The 18559-nt window shown below is 55.5% G+C and carries 19 protein-coding genes; 7 read left to right on the forward strand and 12 right to left on the reverse strand.

The features are described 5' to 3' along the window. Positions 1–19 precede the first annotated feature (19 nt). From ACOSDR_RS14565 to ACOSDR_RS14590, 6 genes are all read right to left on the reverse strand, one after another. On the reverse strand, positions 20–628 hold the full coding sequence (locus ACOSDR_RS14565; protein WP_420731729.1) for a 2-hydroxychromene-2-carboxylate isomerase: 609 nt from the start codon (positions 626–628) through the stop codon (positions 20–22). A gap of 35 nt (positions 629–663) precedes the next feature. Further along, entirely contained in the window at positions 664–1323 is a 660-nt protein-coding gene (locus ACOSDR_RS14570) for an N-acetylmuramoyl-L-alanine amidase (protein ID WP_420731730.1), read from the reverse strand. Positions 1324–1345: 22 nt separating this feature from the next. After that, a complete protein-coding gene (locus tag ACOSDR_RS14575) occupies positions 1346–2224 on the reverse strand; it encodes a DMT family transporter (RefSeq protein ID WP_420731731.1) in 879 nt (292 codons plus the stop codon). Further along, positions 2221–2958 (reverse strand): TerB family tellurite resistance protein, encoded by a 738-nt coding sequence (locus ACOSDR_RS14580; RefSeq protein WP_420731732.1) that lies wholly within the window; start codon positions 2956–2958, stop codon positions 2221–2223. Before ACOSDR_RS14580 ends, ACOSDR_RS14575 begins: the two co-directional genes overlap by 4 nt. Positions 2959–3069: 111 nt before the next feature. Then, positions 3070–3849: a DUF3750 domain-containing protein gene (locus ACOSDR_RS14585; RefSeq protein WP_420725585.1), complete on the reverse strand. Its 780-nt coding sequence runs from the start codon at positions 3847–3849 to the stop codon at positions 3070–3072. A 72-nt stretch (positions 3850–3921) separates the two neighbouring features. Beyond that, positions 3922–4539 carry a hypothetical protein gene (locus ACOSDR_RS14590; protein ID WP_420731733.1) on the reverse strand — a complete coding sequence of 206 codons (618 nt, stop codon included), beginning with the start codon at positions 4537–4539 and terminating at the stop codon, positions 3922–3924. A 166-nt stretch (positions 4540–4705) separates the two neighbouring features. Between ACOSDR_RS14590 and ACOSDR_RS14595 the strand changes: the two genes are divergently transcribed. The 3 genes from ACOSDR_RS14595 to ACOSDR_RS14605 all read left to right on the forward strand — a co-directional run bounded on the left by ACOSDR_RS14595 (position 4706) and on the right by ACOSDR_RS14605 (position 7268). Further along, positions 4706–5752, forward strand: a complete 1047-nt coding sequence (locus tag ACOSDR_RS14595) for a division plane positioning ATPase MipZ (protein WP_420731734.1) — start codon at positions 4706–4708, stop codon at positions 5750–5752. Positions 5753–5817: 65 nt separating this feature from the next. Then, complete coding sequence (locus ACOSDR_RS14600) at positions 5818–6546, forward strand: VWA domain-containing protein (protein WP_420731735.1); 729 nt, start codon at positions 5818–5820, stop codon at positions 6544–6546. Next, on the forward strand, positions 6543–7268 hold the full coding sequence (locus tag ACOSDR_RS14605) for a DnaJ domain-containing protein (protein WP_420725581.1): 726 nt from the start codon (positions 6543–6545) through the stop codon (positions 7266–7268). Before ACOSDR_RS14600 ends, ACOSDR_RS14605 begins: the two co-directional genes overlap by 4 nt. Here ACOSDR_RS14605 and ACOSDR_RS14610 read toward each other — a convergent pair. Next, positions 7265–7495 (reverse strand): hypothetical protein, encoded by a 231-nt coding sequence (locus ACOSDR_RS14610; RefSeq protein WP_420725580.1) that lies wholly within the window; start codon positions 7493–7495, stop codon positions 7265–7267. The two genes, ACOSDR_RS14605 and ACOSDR_RS14610, sit on opposite strands and share 4 nt — an antisense overlap. A gap of 269 nt (positions 7496–7764) precedes the next feature. Here ACOSDR_RS14610 and galU point away from each other — a divergent pair, with 269 nt between their 5' ends. The 4 genes from galU to ACOSDR_RS14630 all read left to right on the forward strand — a co-directional run bounded on the left by galU (position 7765) and on the right by ACOSDR_RS14630 (position 12161). Next, complete coding sequence (galU, locus tag ACOSDR_RS14615) at positions 7765–8634, forward strand: UTP--glucose-1-phosphate uridylyltransferase GalU (RefSeq protein WP_420731736.1); 870 nt, start codon at positions 7765–7767, stop codon at positions 8632–8634. A gap of 49 nt (positions 8635–8683) precedes the next feature. After that, positions 8684–10000, forward strand: a complete 1317-nt coding sequence (locus ACOSDR_RS14620) for a UDP-glucose dehydrogenase family protein (protein ID WP_420725578.1) — start codon at positions 8684–8686, stop codon at positions 9998–10000. Positions 10001–10064: 64 nt separating this feature from the next. Beyond that, positions 10065–11456, forward strand: coding sequence for a phosphoglucomutase/phosphomannomutase PgmG (gene pgmG / locus ACOSDR_RS14625; RefSeq protein WP_420731737.1), 1392 nt, complete (start codon positions 10065–10067; stop codon positions 11454–11456). Positions 11457–11459: 3 nt separating this feature from the next. After that, positions 11460–12161, forward strand: a complete 702-nt coding sequence (locus ACOSDR_RS14630) for an HAD family hydrolase (protein WP_420731738.1) — start codon at positions 11460–11462, stop codon at positions 12159–12161. Here the strand turns inward: ACOSDR_RS14630 and ACOSDR_RS14635 are convergent. The 5 genes from ACOSDR_RS14635 to ACOSDR_RS14655 form a co-directional block, all read right to left on the reverse strand. Further along, positions 12158–13561, reverse strand: a complete 1404-nt coding sequence (locus ACOSDR_RS14635; RefSeq protein WP_420731739.1) for an MATE family efflux transporter — start codon at positions 13559–13561, stop codon at positions 12158–12160. The genes ACOSDR_RS14630 and ACOSDR_RS14635 overlap by 4 nt on opposite strands. Before the next feature lie 80 nt (positions 13562–13641). Further along, positions 13642–14013 carry a YbaN family protein gene (locus ACOSDR_RS14640; protein ID WP_420731740.1) on the reverse strand — a complete coding sequence of 124 codons (372 nt, stop codon included), beginning with the start codon at positions 14011–14013 and terminating at the stop codon, positions 13642–13644. Between the two features lie 14 nt (positions 14014–14027). Next, positions 14028–15947, reverse strand: a complete 1920-nt coding sequence (gene dxs / locus ACOSDR_RS14645) for a 1-deoxy-D-xylulose-5-phosphate synthase (protein WP_420731815.1) — start codon at positions 15945–15947, stop codon at positions 14028–14030. Positions 15948–16087: 140 nt separating this feature from the next. Beyond that, entirely contained in the window at positions 16088–16471 is a 384-nt protein-coding gene (locus ACOSDR_RS14650) for a VOC family protein (protein ID WP_420731741.1), read from the reverse strand. Positions 16472–16474: 3 nt separating this feature from the next. After that, positions 16475–18520 carry an EF-hand domain-containing protein gene (locus tag ACOSDR_RS14655; protein ID WP_420731742.1) on the reverse strand — a complete coding sequence of 682 codons (2046 nt, stop codon included), beginning with the start codon at positions 18518–18520 and terminating at the stop codon, positions 16475–16477. Positions 18521–18559: the final 39 nt, after the last annotated feature.

Here is an 18559-nt window from a genome sequence, read left to right on the forward strand (position 1 = left end):
ATGCTCTCAATGTATGAGCTCATGCGCTCGCATGATGCTCTAATGCATGTTCCAGCAATTCCAGGCGGTCCTGGCCCCAGAACCCCTCTCCCTTGTAGGAATACCAGGGCACGCCGAAACAACCCGCCTGCAGGGCCAATTCAGATTCCGCCACGCCCTTGGCTTTAATGGCATCGGTCTGAGCTTCCGCCACCAAGGCGTCCCCATTCAGGCCGGCCTCAGTGCCAATTTCCGCCAGCGTTGACCAGTCGGAAACATCACGGTCCTGCTGCCATACGGCCTTCATTAAGGCGTAGGACAAGCTGCCCAGATCAGCACCCGCCTGAGCCGCAGCAAGGGAAAATTGCAGCGAGGGGCGATCGTTCACCGGGAAAAACTTTGGTTCAAAGTTGATTGGCATGTCCAGATATTTCGACCAGCGTTTCAGCTCCACCATCCGGTACGCGCGGCGTTCGGGCGGGCGCTTTGCCAGGGGAAGACCGCCTGTCTTGGGAAACACTTCCGCAACGGTGATGGGGTGAAAGTTAATCAATACGCCCCGACGTTGCGCCAATGACAAAAAGCGCGGATGCCCGAAAAATGCCCAGGGGGATACATGGCTGTAAAAATAATCAATCGCTTGGGGCATGTCGGCTCCTCCTGTTGGTGTATTTCAGGCTGTTTCTAAGACAAGTCGGCCAGATAAGCAGCAGCAAGGCGTTGGCATGCCATATCGGGCTGACCATCTATCCTGTCGGGTCGAAAGCGTCGTTGAAATGCTGATATCCGATTCTCTGCCATGGGGTCATAGCCGATGCGGGTCAACAAGGAATCCAAGTGTTCCTGGGTATCGATACCAGCCTTTGGAAAGACCCCGATATCAGCCTCTGCCAATGCAGGCCAGGGAAACAGTTCACCAGGATCCAGCTTGCGATCCGGCGCAATATCGGAATGCCCGACAATGCCCGATGCAGGAATATTGTGTCGGTCTAGAATACCCTTCGCCAGATTAATCAAACTGTCAATCTGCGCCGTGGGAAAGGGTTGATACCCGAATTCATGCCCCAGATTCTGCAATTCAATCCCGATGGAGCGTGAATTCACATCCCGTTCTCCCCCCCACTGGCTGAGGCCTGCATGCCAGGCGCGCTTTTCTTCGGATACAAGCTGATGGACATCCCCCGCTTCTGTAATCAGGTAATGGGCGCTAACCTCTGCTGCGGGGTCACACAATCTGGCCAAAGACTCCGCAGCGCTGCGCATCCCAGTATAATGTATGACGAGCATGCTTACCGTCTCGCCGTTGCGGCGATCACCAAAATTCGGGGACGGTGTTTCGATCATCCGCATCCTGGTCTCAAACTCTCTAATGGGGCCGAACAGGAGCGATTTCGCCCCGTGCGGCCTGGCGCAATGCGACGATGCCAACACCGACAATGATCAATCCACCGCCAATCACCATCTCCATTGTCATCGCCTCTCCCAGTGCCAGAACGCCACCGGCAACGCCGACGACAGGCAATAATAGTGTGAAAGGAATGACCCTGCTCAACGGATAGCGTTTGATCAGACCGTACCACAAACCATAGCCGACGATGACAACCAGAACCGATTGATACAGGACAGAGATCACCGCATTAACACTGATCATGCGCATCGCGTCCCATTGTCCGGTTTCGGTCGCCAAGGAAATCAGCAACAGCGGCGGCGTGGCGAACAGCGCCATCCAACCATTCAGGGCAAAGGGACCGATGGAGCCCAACTGCTTTGCCTGAACGGCCGCTACGGCCCAGGCAAATGTGCCACCGACCACCATCAGAATTGGCAACAGGGCGCCGTCGAAGCGGGGTTCACCGGCTATGACGAAACATCCACCAAAGGCAATCGCGATGCCCAGAACCCGTTTCCATCCCGGATAATCCCGAAACAGAACTGCGGATAATATCACCGCAAAGGGGGTGTTTAACTGACTTAACAAGGCAACCGTGGATGCATCGATCAAGTGGATCGCGTTGAACATCAGGCCGAAATGGATAACGCCCAACATCATGGAATAGGCGATCAACGCCTTTCCTCGACCATGAGGCCATTTGATAAAAGGCACTAGAATCAGGGCAACGACGCCAAAGCGCAGCGCCATAAACAAAAAGGGCGGAATTTCCGCCACACCGATTTTAACGAAAACAAAATTAAGACCCCAGATCGTGACCACGAACAGGACAATGGCAAGATCAAAAGGTTTCATGCCCCCGCGGAACCCTTCCGCCTACGGATACGGTCATAGGCGGCGTTGATTTTGGCCAGACGTTCATTGGCAACAGCAACGAATTCCTCCGGCATGCCTTTGGCAATCAGCTTGTCTGGATGATTTTCAACCACCAGCGCCCTGTGCGCCTTCTTGATTTCTTCCTCGCTGGCATCCCGGGACACGCCAAGTATTTGATACGGATCAGCCTGTTCGCCATCCAGCTGCAAGGCGGTCACACGTTCAAATTTCTGATCATCAAATCCGAAAATTTGTGCAACACGTTTCAGGAATTCCAATTCGCCCGGATGTATCACACCGTCCGCCTTGGCAATATGGGCCAGGCACCATAACAGTTCTTCCAACACTTCCGGTGTGGATTGGAACATGCCGGCAACCTGTTCCGCGTAGGGTTCGAACCCCCTGGCATCCTGACGCGCCTGATTAAAGATGCGCGCGACATTCTTCATCTCGTCTTCAGGCACCTTGAAGACTTCCTTGAATGCCGTGACTTCATCTTCGGTCACCACGCCGTCGGCTTTCGCCATTTTGGCGCCCAGCACGATAACCGCAATGGTAAAACCAACGGAGCGTTTCGCGCGATCCGGGTCCACCTCGCCGTCATTGCGCATGCGGTCGACAAAATGGCCACCAACCGCACCCACCAACAGCCCAATAGGACCCCCCAGCGCCAAACCGGCGGCACCGCCAACAATCTTTCCCCAGATGCTCATCTATCCAAACCCAATCCTACGTCGAAATGCGGTTATGCAGTTATCCCCGCCCTGCCCCGAACCGGCAAGACAGAAGTGACAGGCCCAACTATACAGGACGCCGATTCCGCATCATTCCCGTCGCGGATCCGGTGCGGGGCCAACCCGCCCAATCCCAGGCAACTTCAAATTCATATCTTGTGGATCCAACCCGATTGTAAGCCCCAACAGATTCACTTCCGCCCCCTCATCCAGGGCCAGCGTCACACCCAACACACCCAACAGGCTGACCTGCGCACCAGTGCCGCTGGGTGTCCAATCCACCAGCCTGAACCCGCCCAGATAATCCTTGCCCACGGCATGGGGGGGCATTTCCAACTGCAACTGTGGTACTTCCCGCCCAATCCAGGCGATGAAGGTATTGCTGTTTGGCCCCGGCCACGCCGTATAGCTATCGGGATAGGGATAGCTGGCGACGGCGGCTTCCACCGCGTCGATCAATTCCGCCGCACGATCCCCGCGCAGGTCCAGAATCAGATCCGGTTTCGATCCATACCAATGCCGGTCCGGGGCCTCCCAACGGCTGATCACCTTGTTACCGGATCGCCATCCAATTACGTGATGAGTTTGATATTGCGCCGCATCGGGGCGTTTTGTAGCGATCCAGGTGTGCACAGCAAATGCCCCTCGCCAGCCAAATGTCCGCGCGGCATACACCTGAATGACAGCCTTGGGTTCTTGCGATGGTAATGGCGCAATACCTGCAGAATCAGACCGCGCCGACCGCCAGCTTTGGGCCAGCCGTGTATCATCAGCGACCAGCACTGTAGCGGGCCCGACCAGCAATACGCCCAGCACCATAATGATCAGAGTAACCGCCCGAAGCGGCCTTTGAATAAGCCATTTTTTCATAGTTCAAAGATCTATAGGGCCAGCATGGCAAAAACAGGGCAGAACAGTAATTAATTGCCCCTAATCAGGAATTTACCCATCAGGCGATAGCGCAGGGTCCCCTTCCTGGACGCGAATGGCACGCACAACGGTTTCAGCCTGTCCATCACTGAAAGCCTCCCCCGCCGGGGCACAGTAATAGCCCAGAAGGTGGCGCGCCGGAATGTCACCGTCAGGGCTGTAGCCCTGAGCGAACGAAACACAGATATTAGGACCCATGGTAAAGCGTCGCCAAAGAACCGGCCCAACGGCATTCCGACTGGAATACAGGTCCTGAAACACCAGTTCCCTTTGCGCCAGAATATCCCAATTGCGGGTTGCCTCTTCCGGCGTTGGCGCATCGCCCATTGGGGCGCCATCCTTGTGGCGCAGTTCCAAAAGGGATGCGGATACATCGTTTCCAGGCGGGCCACGCCACGTACGACGTCGTTTCAACACGTCTGTTTCCCGGTCCCATTGTTCATCATAAAAGGATGCGCCATCGGTCAAGGTTGGCACGTCAATTTGCAGTAGAATCGGAACTGTCCCTTCCCGCATTTGGGCAATGCGGGTCGCCTCGCTGGTGTCCAAAGGATTCCAGCCCAATTCGTCGCATGCGGCCAAAAGTCCGCAAATCCCGAAAAACAATAGTATTTTAGTCAAATATCTCATGGTACCATGAATCTTGTCGGATAGATTCCCTTGTGTCAAAGCGAAGCCGCGCTAAAACAAGGGGAACAGCATGCATTGATTCCGACCTTTTTGGGGTTTAAGACGCTACGGTCGCACATTCTGACAGGGATACTGAGTGTGAAATCGGGCATGGGGGCATGGATTTATGGCATGGACGGGAAGAGAATGGGGATTCGGTCGGGCCTTTTTGCGCCAACCCCCGTCTGATCCTGGCGGGCATATCACCGCCTTTCCAAATCAAACCAAATCCAAAACCGCCACCCAGAATGTGACTGATAAGGACGCCATGCCAGAAAACGCCCCTGCAAACGCACAAGAACAGCCACATCCGTCTGGCACGAGCGAGTCATCAGAATCCGCCGACAACGCGTCGGACAAGTACGCCCATATCGTTGTCGTTGGCAATCAGAAGGGCGGCTCTGGCAAATCCACGACGACCATGCATGTCATCGCCTCGCTGCTGTCGACGGGTGCCAGTGTCGCCAGCATCGATTTGGATGCGCGTCAGGGAACCCTGACCCGTTACATCGAAAACCGGCGTAAATACGCGGAACGACGCGGTATTAATCTGGTAATGCCGACACATCGCCCCATTGAGCCATCCAGCGTTGCCTCAATTGACGTTGCACGCGCACATGATGCTCATTCTGTTGAAAAGGCCGTGCAGGACCTGGCCCCGCGCCACGATTACATCGTGATCGACACGCCAGGGACGGATAACTTCCTCAGCCGCGTTGGACATTCTTATTCCGATACGCTGATCACGCCCCTGAATGACAGTTTCATTGATCTGGATGTTCTGGCGATGATCGATCCGGAAACCTATGCCATGACCCGCCCCAGCAAATATGCGGAAATGGTATTCCAGGTTAAAATGCAAAAAGCCCGCCGGGAAAAAAGCAATCGAACCTTTGATTGGGTCGTGATGCGCAACAGAACCGGCCAGCTGGAATCACGCAATCAGCGATCCATGGAAGAAGCCCTGACGAAGCTCAGTTCACGCATCGGGTTTCGCCAGGTACCCGGCTTTTCCGAACGTGTGATCTTTCGGGAGCTTTTCCTGGACGGCTTGACGCTTTTGGATCTGAAAACACCCGGGACCGATATCCGCATGAACATGTCTCACCTGTCTGCCCGACAGGAAGTGCGCGATTTGATGGCAGCAATTGGTCTGGACCGGGAAACGCAATAGCCAGATAGGGCAACAAATCCAAGGCATAGGGTGACGAATGGCGGAAAAAGCCCATATATAAACCTATGAGCAAACTGCCACGCAATCATAACGCCACCCACGATGTCGACGCGTTCCTGGAAAAGGTCCGCCGCACCCCGGCTCCTGCCGTCCCATCGGGCAAGCGGGGCCGCCTGATTTTTGCGCTGGACGCGACGATGAGCCGCCAGCCAACCTGGGATGCCGCCTGTCAGATCCAGGGGGAGATGTTTGATGCAACCCGGGCAATCGGGGGCCTGGATGTGCAACTGGTCTATTTTCGCGGCTTTGGAGAATGCAAGGCAGGCGCCTGGCAACCCGACGCTGCTGGCCTGGCCCGATTGATGAGTAAGGTTGCCTGTCACGCGGGAAAGACTCAGATCGGCAAGGTTCTGACCCATGTCAAAAAGCAGACGGATCAAGGCAAGGTTGGGGCCGTGGTCTATGTCGGCGATGCTTTCGAAGAAGACATTGACGATGTCTGCCATACAGCCGGAGAATTGGGCATTCTGGGGGTTCCCGTCTTTGTTTTCCAGGAAGGCGCGGATCCGATTGCCCAACGGGCCTTTCGTGAAATTGCCAGACTGACCAATGGCGCCTGGTGCCCTTTTGACCTGGCCAGCGCAGATCGGTTAAAGGCACTGCTATCCGCTGTTGCCGTTTATGCCGCAGGGGGCATGAAGGCGCTGGAGGATTATGGCCGAACAGAGCGTGCCGGCGCGGCCACCGCCTTGCTGCAACAGCTTCAAGGGCCAAAAGGTAAGCCACCACGATGACATGGTTTCTGCTGGGCATTGTCGCCATGGTCGTCCTGTTCACAGCGTTGAATTGGGCGCGCAACGCCAATCCAAAGGATATCATTAAAACGATAAAATGGACCGCGATCGGCCTGGGTGGAGCAATCCTGCTGATCGTTCTGCTGACCAAGAATTTTCAGCTGATCTGGGGACTGGGCGTATTCCTGATCCCGTGGCTTATGCGCCTGAATGCACTGCGCCGCCTTTGGAAATCAATGAAAGGCCCATCCGGGGGGCAACGTTCTCATATTTCCGCCCCATTCTTTGATGTCTATCTGGACCATGATACCGGGGTCATGGACGGGCGCATCAAGGCAGGTCCGTTTGAAGGGGCGCTGTTGTCTGAATTATCGATGGCGGAAGGCCAACAGCTTTACACCCATATCGAAGCGTCCAACGATCCCAGGTCCTTGCAATTGCTGGAAGCCTTTCTGGACCGGGCGCATGGGACCGCCTGGCGTATGTCACAAGGGGAAAAGTCGGAAGAGAACACCGCCGGCTCCACCTCACAGAGGAATCATAGCGGCCAAATGTCGGTCGACGAGGCACTGAAATTGCTGGGCCTGAAGCCCGATGCGACGACCGATGAGATCAAGGCCGCGCATCGGCGCCTCATGAAACAGGTCCATCCAGATACCGGCGGCTCTGCCTATCTGGCCGCACGGGTCAACGAGGCGAAGGACATATTGCTGAACCGTTAAACCGGGTGGGTTGAACAGTTCATTTCCGCCGCATTGCCGGTTGGCTGCATAATCACATTTGAAATCGGATGGGGGCTGACCGACTGTGCATAGGCAGCCTTGTGCGTATCTAGTTGCCCCAGCAAACCAACGCCTGCAGCAATCAGGAAAACAGCGGATAAAACCAAACGGGACTGGCTGCGGGTTCGCGCCAAACTGACCGTGGTGTCGGTGCTCTTATTCATCATAACCTGTACTCCCCTAAGGAATGATTTAGCGTTTAAGTGATTCGATAAACGGTCGCGTAACAACCTTTGACCCTTTTACTACGCACCTGAAATTGGGCGAAAAAGGGGCAGCATCGCGGCAAATCGCTGTTCAATCATGGTTTGTCATGACCATTCAATGACAAGCAGGCCCGGAACGCACCCTTCCGCTTGCCCTTGGGCCATTGCCTATGGCAATACCCAACGGGACTTTCTCGCCTTTTCCCAAAAGGCTGCATGAGGAGCATTGAATGGTCACGCGCATCAAAAAGGCTGTATTTCCTGTCGCCGGGTTGGGCACACGGTTTTTACCCGCGACCAAGGCGATGCCAAAAGAAATGCTGACCGTCGTTGACAAGCCGCTGATCCAATACGCCGTTGAAGAAGCCATGGCGGCGGGGATTGAGGAATTCATCTTTGTCACCGGTCGCGGCAAGCAGGCAATGGAAGATCATTTCGACCTGTCCTATGAATTGAACGAGACACTGAACCGACGCGGCAAGACCGCCGAATTGGAACAGGTCAATGCATTCCTGCCCCCGCCTGGTGCGATCAAATATGTGCGCCAGCGCGAAGCACTGGGACTGGGCCATGCGATATGGTGCGCCCGCGATATGATTGGCGACGAACCTTTCGCGATTCTGTCGCCCGACGATCTGGTTTTGGGGGAGCCCCCCTGCCTGGCGCAATTGGTGCAGGCTTATAGCGAAACCGGTGGCAATGTGGTGGCCTTGATGGACGTACCCCGTGATCAGACCGACCGTTATGGAATTCTAGATACGCCAAACCCTCAGGATCGACTGGCGGAAATCACAGGCCTGGTTGAAAAGCCAAAGCCTGCAGACGCCCCCTCCACCTTGTCTATTATTGGTCGCTATATTCTGCATGGATCCGTATTTTCCCATCTGGACCGGCATGAAAAAGGTGCTGGCGGAGAGATACAGTTGACCGATGCCATGGCCCGAATGATTGGCACCCAGCCCTTTCATGGCCTACGTTTTCAGGGGGAACGATTTGATTGTGGTACCAAAGAAGGATGGCTGGCAGCCAATATTGCATATTCCCTGGCCCGCGATGATCGTCGCGACCAGACCGAACAGATTTTAGCGCGTTATCGCTGAGGCGTGCGCGATCACACCAAACCATCCCAATCACGGGGAGAGATATGAAATGCAGATTGCAGTAATTGGGACCGGCTATGTCGGATTGGTGTCCGGCGCATGTTTTGCCGATCTTGGCCACACCGTTGTCTGCGTTGATATCAATCCGGAAAAAATCCGCAAGCTGGAAGCGGGCATTATCCCAATCTATGAACCGGGTTTAGATGCGATGGTCGCCCGCACTGTCGCGGCAGGAAACCTGTCTTTCACAACTGAAATCTCTGAAGCAGTCCCAGGCGCGGATGCTGCCTTTATCGCCGTTGGCACACCCCCGCGCCCTGAAGATGGCCATGCCGACATGCGCTATGTGCATGCCGCCGCAGAAGCCATCGCCGCAGCCATGACCGGTTATACCGTCATTGTTGATAAATCCACGGTTCCTGTCGGCACCTCGCGGGAAGTGACAAAGATTGTCAGCCGGATGCGCGATGCCACAGAATTTGATGTCGCATCCAATCCCGAATTTTTGCGGGAAGGGGCAGCAATCGGGGACTTTATGAATCCAGACCGGATTGTCGTTGGCATGCGATCCGACCGCGCCAGAGAGGTCATGGCAAATGTGTACAGGCCCATGACCGATCGCGGTATCCCCCTGTTGATGACGGACCCGGATTCCGCAGAGCTGATCAAATATGCCGCCAATGCATTCCTGGCGACCAAAATCGCCTTCATCAATGAAATCGCAGATATCTGTGAACGCACCGGCGCAAATGTCTATCAGGTTGCCCAGGGCATTGGCATGGATACCCGCATCGGGCCAAAATTCCTGATGCCGGGCCCTGGTTATGGCGGCAGTTGTTTTCCAAAAGATACGCTGGAACTGGTCGCTACCGCCCAGAAGTTTGAAACCCCCAGCCGGATTGTCGAAGCAGTCGTTGCGTCGAATGATGCCCGTAAACAAGGCATGGCCAGCCGTGTTGCGACCGCATTGGATGCGCCCGTAAAAGGCAAGCGCATTGCCGTTCTGGGCCTGACCTTCAAGGCGGAAACCGACGATATGCGGGAAAGCCCGGCAATCGACATCATAGCCAGCCTGCAGGCGGAAGGGGCGGACGTCGCTGTGCACGACCCAAAAGGGATGGATGTCGCAAAAACGCTTCTCAAGAATGTGAAATGGTCTGATAATGCCTATGATGCGATGAAAGGCGCGGAAGCCGTCGTCATCGTGACGGAGTGGAATGACTATAAAACAATGGATTTAAACCGTGCTAAAGAGGTTCTTGCCCGGCCAATAATGGTCGATCTGCGAAATCTCTTTGAGCCCCAAGAAATGCTGGAACTGGGTTTCCTGTATTCCAGCGTTGGGCGTGTGACGCCCGGCATGTAACAATAGGTGCATAATCTTGGGCGCGTAAGACTGGCGGTATCCAGTGGGGAAGGACGAAGTAAGTATGGGGCATCGTTTCGATCCCGAGATTTTACGGGAATATGATATCCGCGGGGTCGTTGGCCAGTCGCTTTCGGCGTCCGATGCATTGGCCCTGGGGCGCACAATGGGAACGATTGCCGTCGCAGGCAGTGGTCGCATCGCCGTTGTCGGCTTTGATGGACGGATGAGTTCCCCCATGCTGGAAGAGGAATTGTGCCGCGGTTTGGCCTCCTGTGGTCTGTATGTCTTGCGCATCGGTCTGGTGCCCACGCCCTGTCTGTATTTCGCTGCGAAAATGCTGAAGGCGTCTTTGGGTATCATGGTGACCGGATCCCATAACCCGCCAGAATATAACGGCTTTAAAATCGTCCTGAACGGGATGCCGTTTTATGGCGCAGAAATACAGCGCCTCCGGGACCTGTCCTATCGCGGTGTCTGGGCACGCGCCAAGGGCGCAATGGTCGAAACAGATACATTGGCTGCCTATACGACCCGTATTCTGTTGGGATTTGAGACCCAAAGATCCATGCGGGTCGGTTGGGATCCGGGCAATGGTGCGGCCTGCCCCGTCGTCTTGCGACTTGCGCATCGGTTGCCGGGGGAACATTTGCTGATCAATGAAACAGTTGATGGCACCTTCCCCGCACATCATCCAGATCCAACCGTCGAAGCAAATCTGGCGCAGCTAAAGGATCTGGTGCTGACAGAAAAGCTGGATATGGGCCTGGCCTTTGATGGCGATGGCGACAGAATAGGCATTGTCGATGATAAGGGCCGCGCGATCTGGGGCGATCAGCTCTTGGCCCTGATGGCGCGCGAAGTCCTGAAAGAAATGCCGGGTGCCCCAATTCTGGCCGATGTGAAGGCCAGTCAGGTCCTGTTTGATGAGATTGAGCGTTTGGGCGGCAAACCGGTCATGTGCCCGACCGGTCATTCCATTATCAAGACAAAGATGTTGGAGCATAAATCGCCTCTGGCCGGGGAAATGAGCGGCCATATCTTCTTTGCCGACAAATACTATGGCTATGACGACGCGCTGTATGCTGCCGTGCGTTTCATGGCGATGGTTGCCAATTCCGGTAAGAAAGCAAGCGAGCTGTTGGATGAATTACCCAAAATGCTCAATACGCCGGAAGTGCGGATAGATGTGCCCGACGTGCGGAAATTTGCAGTTGTTGAGGAAGTCAAAGCCCGCCTGATCGAGGCCGGTGCTGTGGTCAATGACACCGACGGGGTCCGGGTATCAGATTTTGGGGGCTGGTGGCTGTTGCGTGCCTCCAACACACAACCGGCATTGGTTGCCCGCTGTGAGGGGCCAGACGAAAAGTCCTTAAAAAATCTAAAGGAACAGCTTCTTTCCCAACTAAAAATCAGCGGCATCAAAATCGATGATGCCAGTGATCTGGCCGCCTGATTGATGCAAGCGCCATTAGGCATCCTGTTTGATAAAGACGGCACGCTGCTGGAATATCACGCGACCTGGATGCCAGCGAACCACGCTGTCGCCCTGGAACTGGCGCAGGGCGATTTGAACACCGCCCACCATTTACTGCGCGCCGGGGGATGGGATCAGGCAACTGATCGTGTCGCTTCTGGCAGTCCCCTGGCGGCAGGGGATCTGGAGGACATCGCGACCCTGTGGCAGGACCTGTTGCCCGACGGCCCAGACCGCACGATTGATAGCATTGTCACCTATCTGGACAGTGCCTTTCCAGCCAATATGGTGCCAACGCCGGTCTGCGATCTGCCCGCCCTGTTGACGCAATTACAGGCCCGTAATATAGCCTTGGGCGTTGCCACCGCCGACAGTGCCAATGGCTTGCGAATGTCCCTGGCCCCGTTTGATATATTGCATCGCTTTGCCTTTGCTGTCGGCTTTGACAGCGGGCATGGACGCAAGCCCGAACCCGGCATGGTGCATGGATTTTGCGCCGCCACAGACCTGCCCCCGGACCGCGTCTGGGTTATCGGCGACAATCGACATGACATAGAAATGGCCCTGTCCGCCGGGGCGACAGGCATCGGGGTCCTGACCGGCACATCCAGCGCCGACGAACTGCGCGCTGCGGGTGCTGCAATGATATTGGACTCGATCGCTGCCCTGCCTGAGGTACTTTAACCGCGAATACGATGGAACGCGCTGCCCTTGGGACCGGTCTGACGCCAGAACCGCAGCGTCACCGCGATAGCGCAAAAGCCCAGCCCGATCATCAGGCCATACCAGACGCCAACACCGCCATAGCCTAGGACGAACCCCATAACATAGGCACCGCCAATGCCAACGACCCAGTATCCCAGGAATGCCAGGACCATTGGCACCAGCGTATCGTTCAGCCCGCGCAATATGCCCCCGGCCGTGATCTGCACCCCATCAAACAATTGAAACAATGCCCCGACCGCTAAAAAGGTCGCGCCATAGGCAATGATCTGCGCCCGGTTTGGATCATCGTCGCTGAGGAACAGCCCGATAAAGACATAGCCCACGGTCCAGAACAGGATGGCGCAGCCCAGCATGAAAACCAAAGTCGTTTCCAGAATAACCCGACCCCGCAGGCGAACCGCCGCCAGATCCCGTGCCCCGGCAGCCAGGGCAATGCGAATTGTGGCGGCCTGTGACAGGCCAAAGGGCACCATAAACGTGATCGACATAACCTGTAGCGCGATCTGATGCGCCGCCAATTGAGTGACGCCAACCCACCCCATCATAATCGCCGTTGCGCCAAACAGGCCATGCTCCATGACCCAACTGCCACCAGACGGCAGACCAATGCTCAACATCTGGCGAAAGCGCGGCCAATCGGGACGCCAGAACCGCACGAACAACTGCAGTTTTGCGAATTTCGGCGTGAAATTGATATACAGAACGGCCAGGACTAAAATGTAGATATCGACCACAAAGGTCGCCAATCCTGCCCCTGGCAGGCCCATAGCGGGAAAACCGAGCCCGCCAAACATGAAAACCCAATTCAACAGCGCATTCAGGGGAACACCGGACCAGGCAAACAACATAGCAGGGCGTGTTACCCCATAGGATGCCATAGTCAGGCGCAATGGAATGGTGACAAAAACGATGATAAGAACCGGTGCCATCCAGTTCAGATAGCCCTGCGCCGCATGGGAAATAACGGGGTCCTGGCCCAGAAGGATGAATGCCGTTTCCCCATATTGCAGGATCAGCGCGAAGGGGGTTCCCATCATCAACCCGATCCAAAGGCCCTGACGCGCACTGCGGCGCACACCACGATCATCATTCTGCGCGACGGCCTGGGCGGTCAGAGACGACACCGCCCCCAATGTGCCAATGCCAAACAAGAGAAATATAAACCAGGCATTCAAGGCCAGTGCCGCCGCCGCGATGGCATCCTGACCCAGATGACCGATCATCAACATGTCCACGGTCTCCATCAGGATTACCGCAACCATGGTCATGATCATCGGCCAGGCGAGAGAGAAAGTTGCCCCCACCTCCGCCTTTCGGTCCAAAACCGAAGGAGCCTGTATCGTATCTTGCTGTGTCATGCCGAGGCTTATGCCTCAATTTTAGGCAGTGGGGAAGGAAATTGAGGAGGTGCTGGGTATGAAAAATTTGAACCGAATTACTATCGATCAGGCGGACGTCCCGGGCGCGACAGAATATACAGGGATACACAGAGCAACACGGCTGCGATACCACCATAGGCCCAGGCTGATAAATCCGTCACCGCCAGCATAATCGCCATGCTGACCGCCATCATCGCAGTAGACAGGATCTTCGCACGAACCGGGATGACGCCATGCTGGTCCCACTCTCTAAGGGGCGGTCCGAAGCGGGGGTGATGATACAACCAGTCATGAAACCGCTGTGACGAGCGCGCAAAACACCACAAGGCCAGTAACAGAAAAGGAACCGTTGGCAGCAAGGGCAGAAACGCCCCTATAAAGCCAAGCCCAACGAATACACATCCGATCAGAAGATAAACGATGCGCGGCATTGCGCGCTCCAATCCTAGGCCCGCGCCGGTGCGTCCGTCTCAACCGTTGCTCCGGCTTCCAGGGCTGCCAGCGCCGCTTTGACGATACCGGCCGAATCCAGCCCCGCTTCTGCGACCTGACGGTCCGGCTTGTCCTGATCAATAAAGCGGTCGGGCATGAACAATGTGCGCAAACGAACGCCCTGAATCAGATCCTCAGCCACCAGAATATCCAACACCTGGGCCGAAAAACCGCCAATTGCCGCTTCTTCCACTGTGATCAACACATCATGGCTCTGCGCCAGTTTCCGCACCAGATCAGCATCGACCGGCTTGGCAAAGCGCGCATCGGCCACCGTCGTGGAAAACCCATGGGCAGCCAGGTCTTCCGCTGCGGTCATGGCATCCTGTAGACGGGTTCCCAAAGACAGAATGGCGACAGTCTTCCCTTCCCGCAGGATTCGCCCCTTCCCGATCTCTATCGGTTTGGGGTTTTTCGGAATTTCAATACCAACACCCTCGCCACGCGGATAGCGGATGGCAGATGGATGATCATCAATACCAGCGGCGGTTACCACCATGCGCGCCAATTCCGCCTCGTCCGACGGGGCCATGACGATGAAATTGGGCAGACAGCACAGATAGCTTAGGTCGAAAGCCCCACAATGGGTTGCCCCATCGGCCCCGACATAGCCTGCGCGATCAATGGCGAAGCGCACCGGCAAATTCTGAATGGCAACATCGTGGACCACCTGGTCATAGCCACGCTGTAGAAATGTTGAATAGATCGCCGCAAAGGGTCGATATCCCTCTGTCGCCAGACCAGCCGCAAAGGTCACCGCATGCTGTTCGGCAATACCGACATCAAAGGTCCGGCTGGGATGGGCCTTTTCAAACAAATGCAGCCCCGTGCCCGATGGCATTGCGGCGGTAATGGCGACGATTTTATCGTCTTTCTCTGCCAGATCGCTCAGCACCTGCCCAAAAACATTCTGATAGGCCGGCGCATTGGGTTTGGGCTTGTGCTGGGCACCGGTGACAACATCAAATTTCGCAACACCATGATATTTATCGGCGGAGGCTTCTGCGGGGGGATACCCCTTCCCCTTTTGCGTCACGACATGGATCAGAACCGGACCGGATTCCTTTGCAGACCGGACGTTCTTCAGAACCGGCAGCAAATGATCCAGATTGTGACCGTCAATCGGACCCACATAGTAAAAGCCCATTTCTTCAAACAGAGTTCCCCCCGTCACGAAACCACGGGCATATTCCTCAGCCTTTTCAACCGCGCGCTCAAAAGAACGCGGGAAGCGTTCTGCAATATGTTTGCCGATTTCCCGCAGGCTTAGATACTGTTTCGACGACATCAAACGGGACAGATACGCGCTCATCGCACCGACGGGGGGCGCAATCGACATATCATTATCATTCAGAATGACGGTCAGGCGGGAATTCATCGCACCGGCATTGTTCATCGCCTCATAGGCCATGCCAGCGGACATTGCACCATCCCCGATCACGGCCACGACATGGTTGTCGTCACCACTTAAATCCCGCGCGACGGCCATTCCCAGACCGGCGGAAATCGACGTTGAGGAATGCGCCGCGCCAAACGGGTCATAGTCACTCTCATCCCGTTTGGTAAAGCCGCTTAATCCACCGCCCTGGCGCAGGGTTTCGATGCGGTCACGCCGCCCGGTCAGGATTTTATGGGGATAGCATTGATGACCGACATCCCAGATCAGGCGATCATCAGGCGTGTTGAATACGTAATGCAGCGCCACGGTCAGTTCGACAACGCCCAGCCCCGCACCCAGATGCCCGCCCGTCTGGGACACCGCGCGAATGGTCGCTGCACGCAACTCATCGGCCAATTGCCGCAATTGCGTTGGCTTCAAATGGCGCAGATCAGACGGCAGGGAAACTGTGTCCAATAAGGGCGTCGCAAGCATGGGGCTGACATCTGTCACAAATGACCACTTTCACAGTGATTAATAGTTCTGACACATACCTAGCCCGGAATTACGGTGCTTTCCAGACCGAATTCAATCCAAATCACGGCGTAACATTGAAATTCCAATGATTTCCACGGTCATTGCAGTGTGGAATCTTGTGAAAAATCGATATGCAGATGATTGCCATCCGGGTCATGGAGATTGATCTGGGTGATCGGCATGCCCGGCACATCAACGCGGTGATAGGGTATTCCTTCCCGCTGCAGGATCGCCAGAAACCCCGTCATATCATCGGCAGAAATGGCGAAATGTTCCAATTGCTGGTCCCGTCGATAGGGGACGGGTGGGTCGCTAACCCCCACCAGATGCACAATGGGGAACCCGTCGCAATACAGCCAGGCGCCCGGGAAATTGAAATCGGGACGCGCGCCTACCGTCAGTCCCAGAACACCACAATAGAAATCGATCATGCGCTGAAGCTGGGCGGTGCGCAGATTGACATGGTCCAGACGGCGCAGCATAGCTTAGAAATTCTCCTTCTTATACCCGAAGTCAAAGCGGCCTGCTTCCCGTGACAAGACGCGGGACAAGCCTTCTGGCCCGCAATAGAAAACATCGACCGCCTGATCCGGATGGGCCTGTCGAATTGATTTGAAAACGGACTGCCAATTGGGCCGGGACAGGCGTGTCGGGGCATGCAGACCGGTCAACAAATCGCGCCCTGTCTCCTGATGGTACACTTCCATCGCGACTGTCAGGCTGGCAGATGTCAGCTCCGCCCGCAATCCGGTCAAATAAACCTGAATTTCGATCACATCGCGCGTTGCGGGATCTTCTTCCAATTGCGCCATCAGATCGACAAACCATTCAAAGGCTTTCTGATCCCGGTTCATCCAGATGAAATAGATCCGCTGCATCTGGCTGGCGGCCCCCTGTTGGCGCTGATGCAGGATGGACCGCAAGATGGAAGCAAAGGGCGTTACCCCGATCCCTGCCCCGATCAATACGGGGATCTTGCTGTCAAAAATATCGGATGCCGGCGACCCATAGGGACCATCCAGATAGACCCTGGGCCATGCGGCCGGGCGCTCTGGAATAGGCTGCTGTGCCATATCATGCAGCTTGTGCGTCCAATTTCCCACGCCCCGGACATGCAGTTCCAACATTTCGGTTTCTTCCGGGTTGGAGGTGGCGGTGAATGGGTGCCATTCGAAACTGGAAATCATCGGATGTTTCAGGAAAACATATTCGCCCGGTTGATAGTGAAACCAGTCTGGCCGTGTCATTCGCAATCGCGTGACATTGGAAGACAGCGCATCTGCTTGCTGCAAGTCCGTGGTTTTCAACCCGTGCACCAGCCGGATGCCCCGTTCAATCAGATACAGCGCGCCGGGACCAACCACCCACATCCAGAATCCTGGAACATGCAACAGGAAGAAGGCAAACCACAGCCAGTAGAGTTGATGGGTGATATAGAACAGGTCAAACAACCCCTTGTCCCGCACGAACCGCAGGGAAAATATCCACATCACCAGAAACAGTCCGATCAGGGTCAGGCCGGTCCAGCCAACCCGTGATTTGAACAATTCGCCATACACAACATCACGTGTGAAAAAATCCGGGTCGATGATGCTTTCATAGGCCCCGATATAACCGCCAACATGGATGACTGCGCATAAAAAGGTCACATGGCCGACGATCTTATGAAATGCGATCGCATGGTCCAATGGCAGGAACGGCCCAAACCAGGTGCGCCGCAGAAAGGTTAGGGAGTGGCGCAACATGGCGATAAGAATGATCGCCCCGTTCAGTTTCAGGCAGGCCGCCGCCCCCTGGGCAATTTGGGTGAACAGATCGGACCCAAGTTGAATTTCGGCCAGTATTCCGCTGCGAAACATCCAGGCATTAGCCGCGAAATACAGCACCAGCAGGACCAGCCAGGGGCGCTCATTCTCCCACAGGCGTGTGACGCCTTCGGTCAAGTTATGCAGCAGGCGTCCATGCGGGCGGCGACGGTCGCGCTCAATGCGCTCTGGCAATCGCAGCCAGGTGGCGGAATTCGCAACCATCTGGTCTTTCAATGCCGGATGGGCATCGATGCAGGCCTTAAATTCCCCAAAGGTGATGGATTTGCTGCCATCCGCATCCACCTTCTGAAACATCGCCTCGCTTAAGGCATCCAGTTTCTGCGGTGGAATATCCAGATGATGTTCATTCAGACTGCGATCCAGGATATGGGTCAGCTCTGCCTGATCAATCGTACCATCGCCATTCAGATCATGCAGATCAAAGACGATACGCAGTTTTTCATCCGGCGATCCAGTCAGCAGAATCTGTGCAAAATCAATAAATTCCCACAGCGTGACAGTGCCGCTGCCATCCCGATCAATCAGGCTAAAGATGCGGGCGGCATAATCTGCATCATGCAGCCCCAGCCCCGCCTGCAACTCTGCCTGATCAATTTTTCCATCTTCTCCCGCAATCACTTTAAATCGGGTTTCAATGTCACGCAGTTGAGAGATTGCGTCGCGCCCCAGTTTGACAATTGTCCCTGTATCATTCTTGGTCATTGCCATGGCTCCTAATGCGCTTTCTTGGCGCGTAGACAG

The organism is Hwanghaeella sp. 1Z406, assembly GCF_048892425.1.
GTDB lineage: Bacteria > Pseudomonadota > Alphaproteobacteria > UBA8366 > Aestuariispiraceae > Pacificispira.

Bases quoted from the DNA above. Each gene is read 5' to 3' on its own strand.
- ACOSDR_RS14650 (WP_420731741.1), bottom strand. From the start codon at position 16,471: ATGCTGCGCCGTCTGGACCATGTCAATCTGCGCACCGCCCAGCTTCAG.
- ACOSDR_RS14630 (WP_420731738.1), top strand. From the start codon at position 11,460: ATGCAAGCGCCATTAGGCATCCTGTTTGATAAAGACGGCACGCTGCTG.
- ACOSDR_RS14605 (WP_420725581.1), top strand. From the start codon at position 6,543: ATGACATGGTTTCTGCTGGGCATTGTCGCCATGGTCGTCCTGTTCACA.
- ACOSDR_RS14570 (WP_420731730.1), bottom strand. From the start codon at position 1,323: ATGATCGAAACACCGTCCCCGAATTTTGGTGATCGCCGCAACGGCGAG.
- ACOSDR_RS14620 (WP_420725578.1), top strand. From the start codon at position 8,684: ATGCAGATTGCAGTAATTGGGACCGGCTATGTCGGATTGGTGTCCGGC.
- ACOSDR_RS14600 (WP_420731735.1), top strand. From the start codon at position 5,818: ATGAGCAAACTGCCACGCAATCATAACGCCACCCACGATGTCGACGCG.
- ACOSDR_RS14655 (WP_420731742.1), bottom strand. From the start codon at position 18,520: ATGACCAAGAATGATACAGGGACAATTGTCAAACTGGGGCGCGACGCA.
- ACOSDR_RS14580 (WP_420731732.1), bottom strand. From the start codon at position 2,958: ATGAGCATCTGGGGAAAGATTGTTGGCGGTGCCGCCGGTTTGGCGCTG.
- galU (WP_420731736.1), top strand. From the start codon at position 7,765: ATGGTCACGCGCATCAAAAAGGCTGTATTTCCTGTCGCCGGGTTGGGC.
- ACOSDR_RS14575 (WP_420731731.1), bottom strand. From the start codon at position 2,224: ATGAAACCTTTTGATCTTGCCATTGTCCTGTTCGTGGTCACGATCTGG.
- pgmG (WP_420731737.1), top strand. From the start codon at position 10,065: ATGGGGCATCGTTTCGATCCCGAGATTTTACGGGAATATGATATCCGC.
- ACOSDR_RS14640 (WP_420731740.1), bottom strand. From the start codon at position 14,013: ATGCCGCGCATCGTTTATCTTCTGATCGGATGTGTATTCGTTGGGCTT.
- ACOSDR_RS14595 (WP_420731734.1), top strand. From the start codon at position 4,706: ATGGCATGGACGGGAAGAGAATGGGGATTCGGTCGGGCCTTTTTGCGC.
- ACOSDR_RS14610 (WP_420725580.1), bottom strand. From the start codon at position 7,495: ATGATGAATAAGAGCACCGACACCACGGTCAGTTTGGCGCGAACCCGC.
- ACOSDR_RS14565 (WP_420731729.1), bottom strand. From the start codon at position 628: ATGCCCCAAGCGATTGATTATTTTTACAGCCATGTATCCCCCTGGGCA.
- ACOSDR_RS14590 (WP_420731733.1), bottom strand. From the start codon at position 4,539: ATGAGATATTTGACTAAAATACTATTGTTTTTCGGGATTTGCGGACTT.
- ACOSDR_RS14635 (WP_420731739.1), bottom strand. From the start codon at position 13,561: ATGACACAGCAAGATACGATACAGGCTCCTTCGGTTTTGGACCGAAAG.
- dxs (WP_420731815.1), bottom strand. From the start codon at position 15,947: ATGCTTGCGACGCCCTTATTGGACACAGTTTCCCTGCCGTCTGATCTG.
- ACOSDR_RS14585 (WP_420725585.1), bottom strand. From the start codon at position 3,849: ATGAAAAAATGGCTTATTCAAAGGCCGCTTCGGGCGGTTACTCTGATC.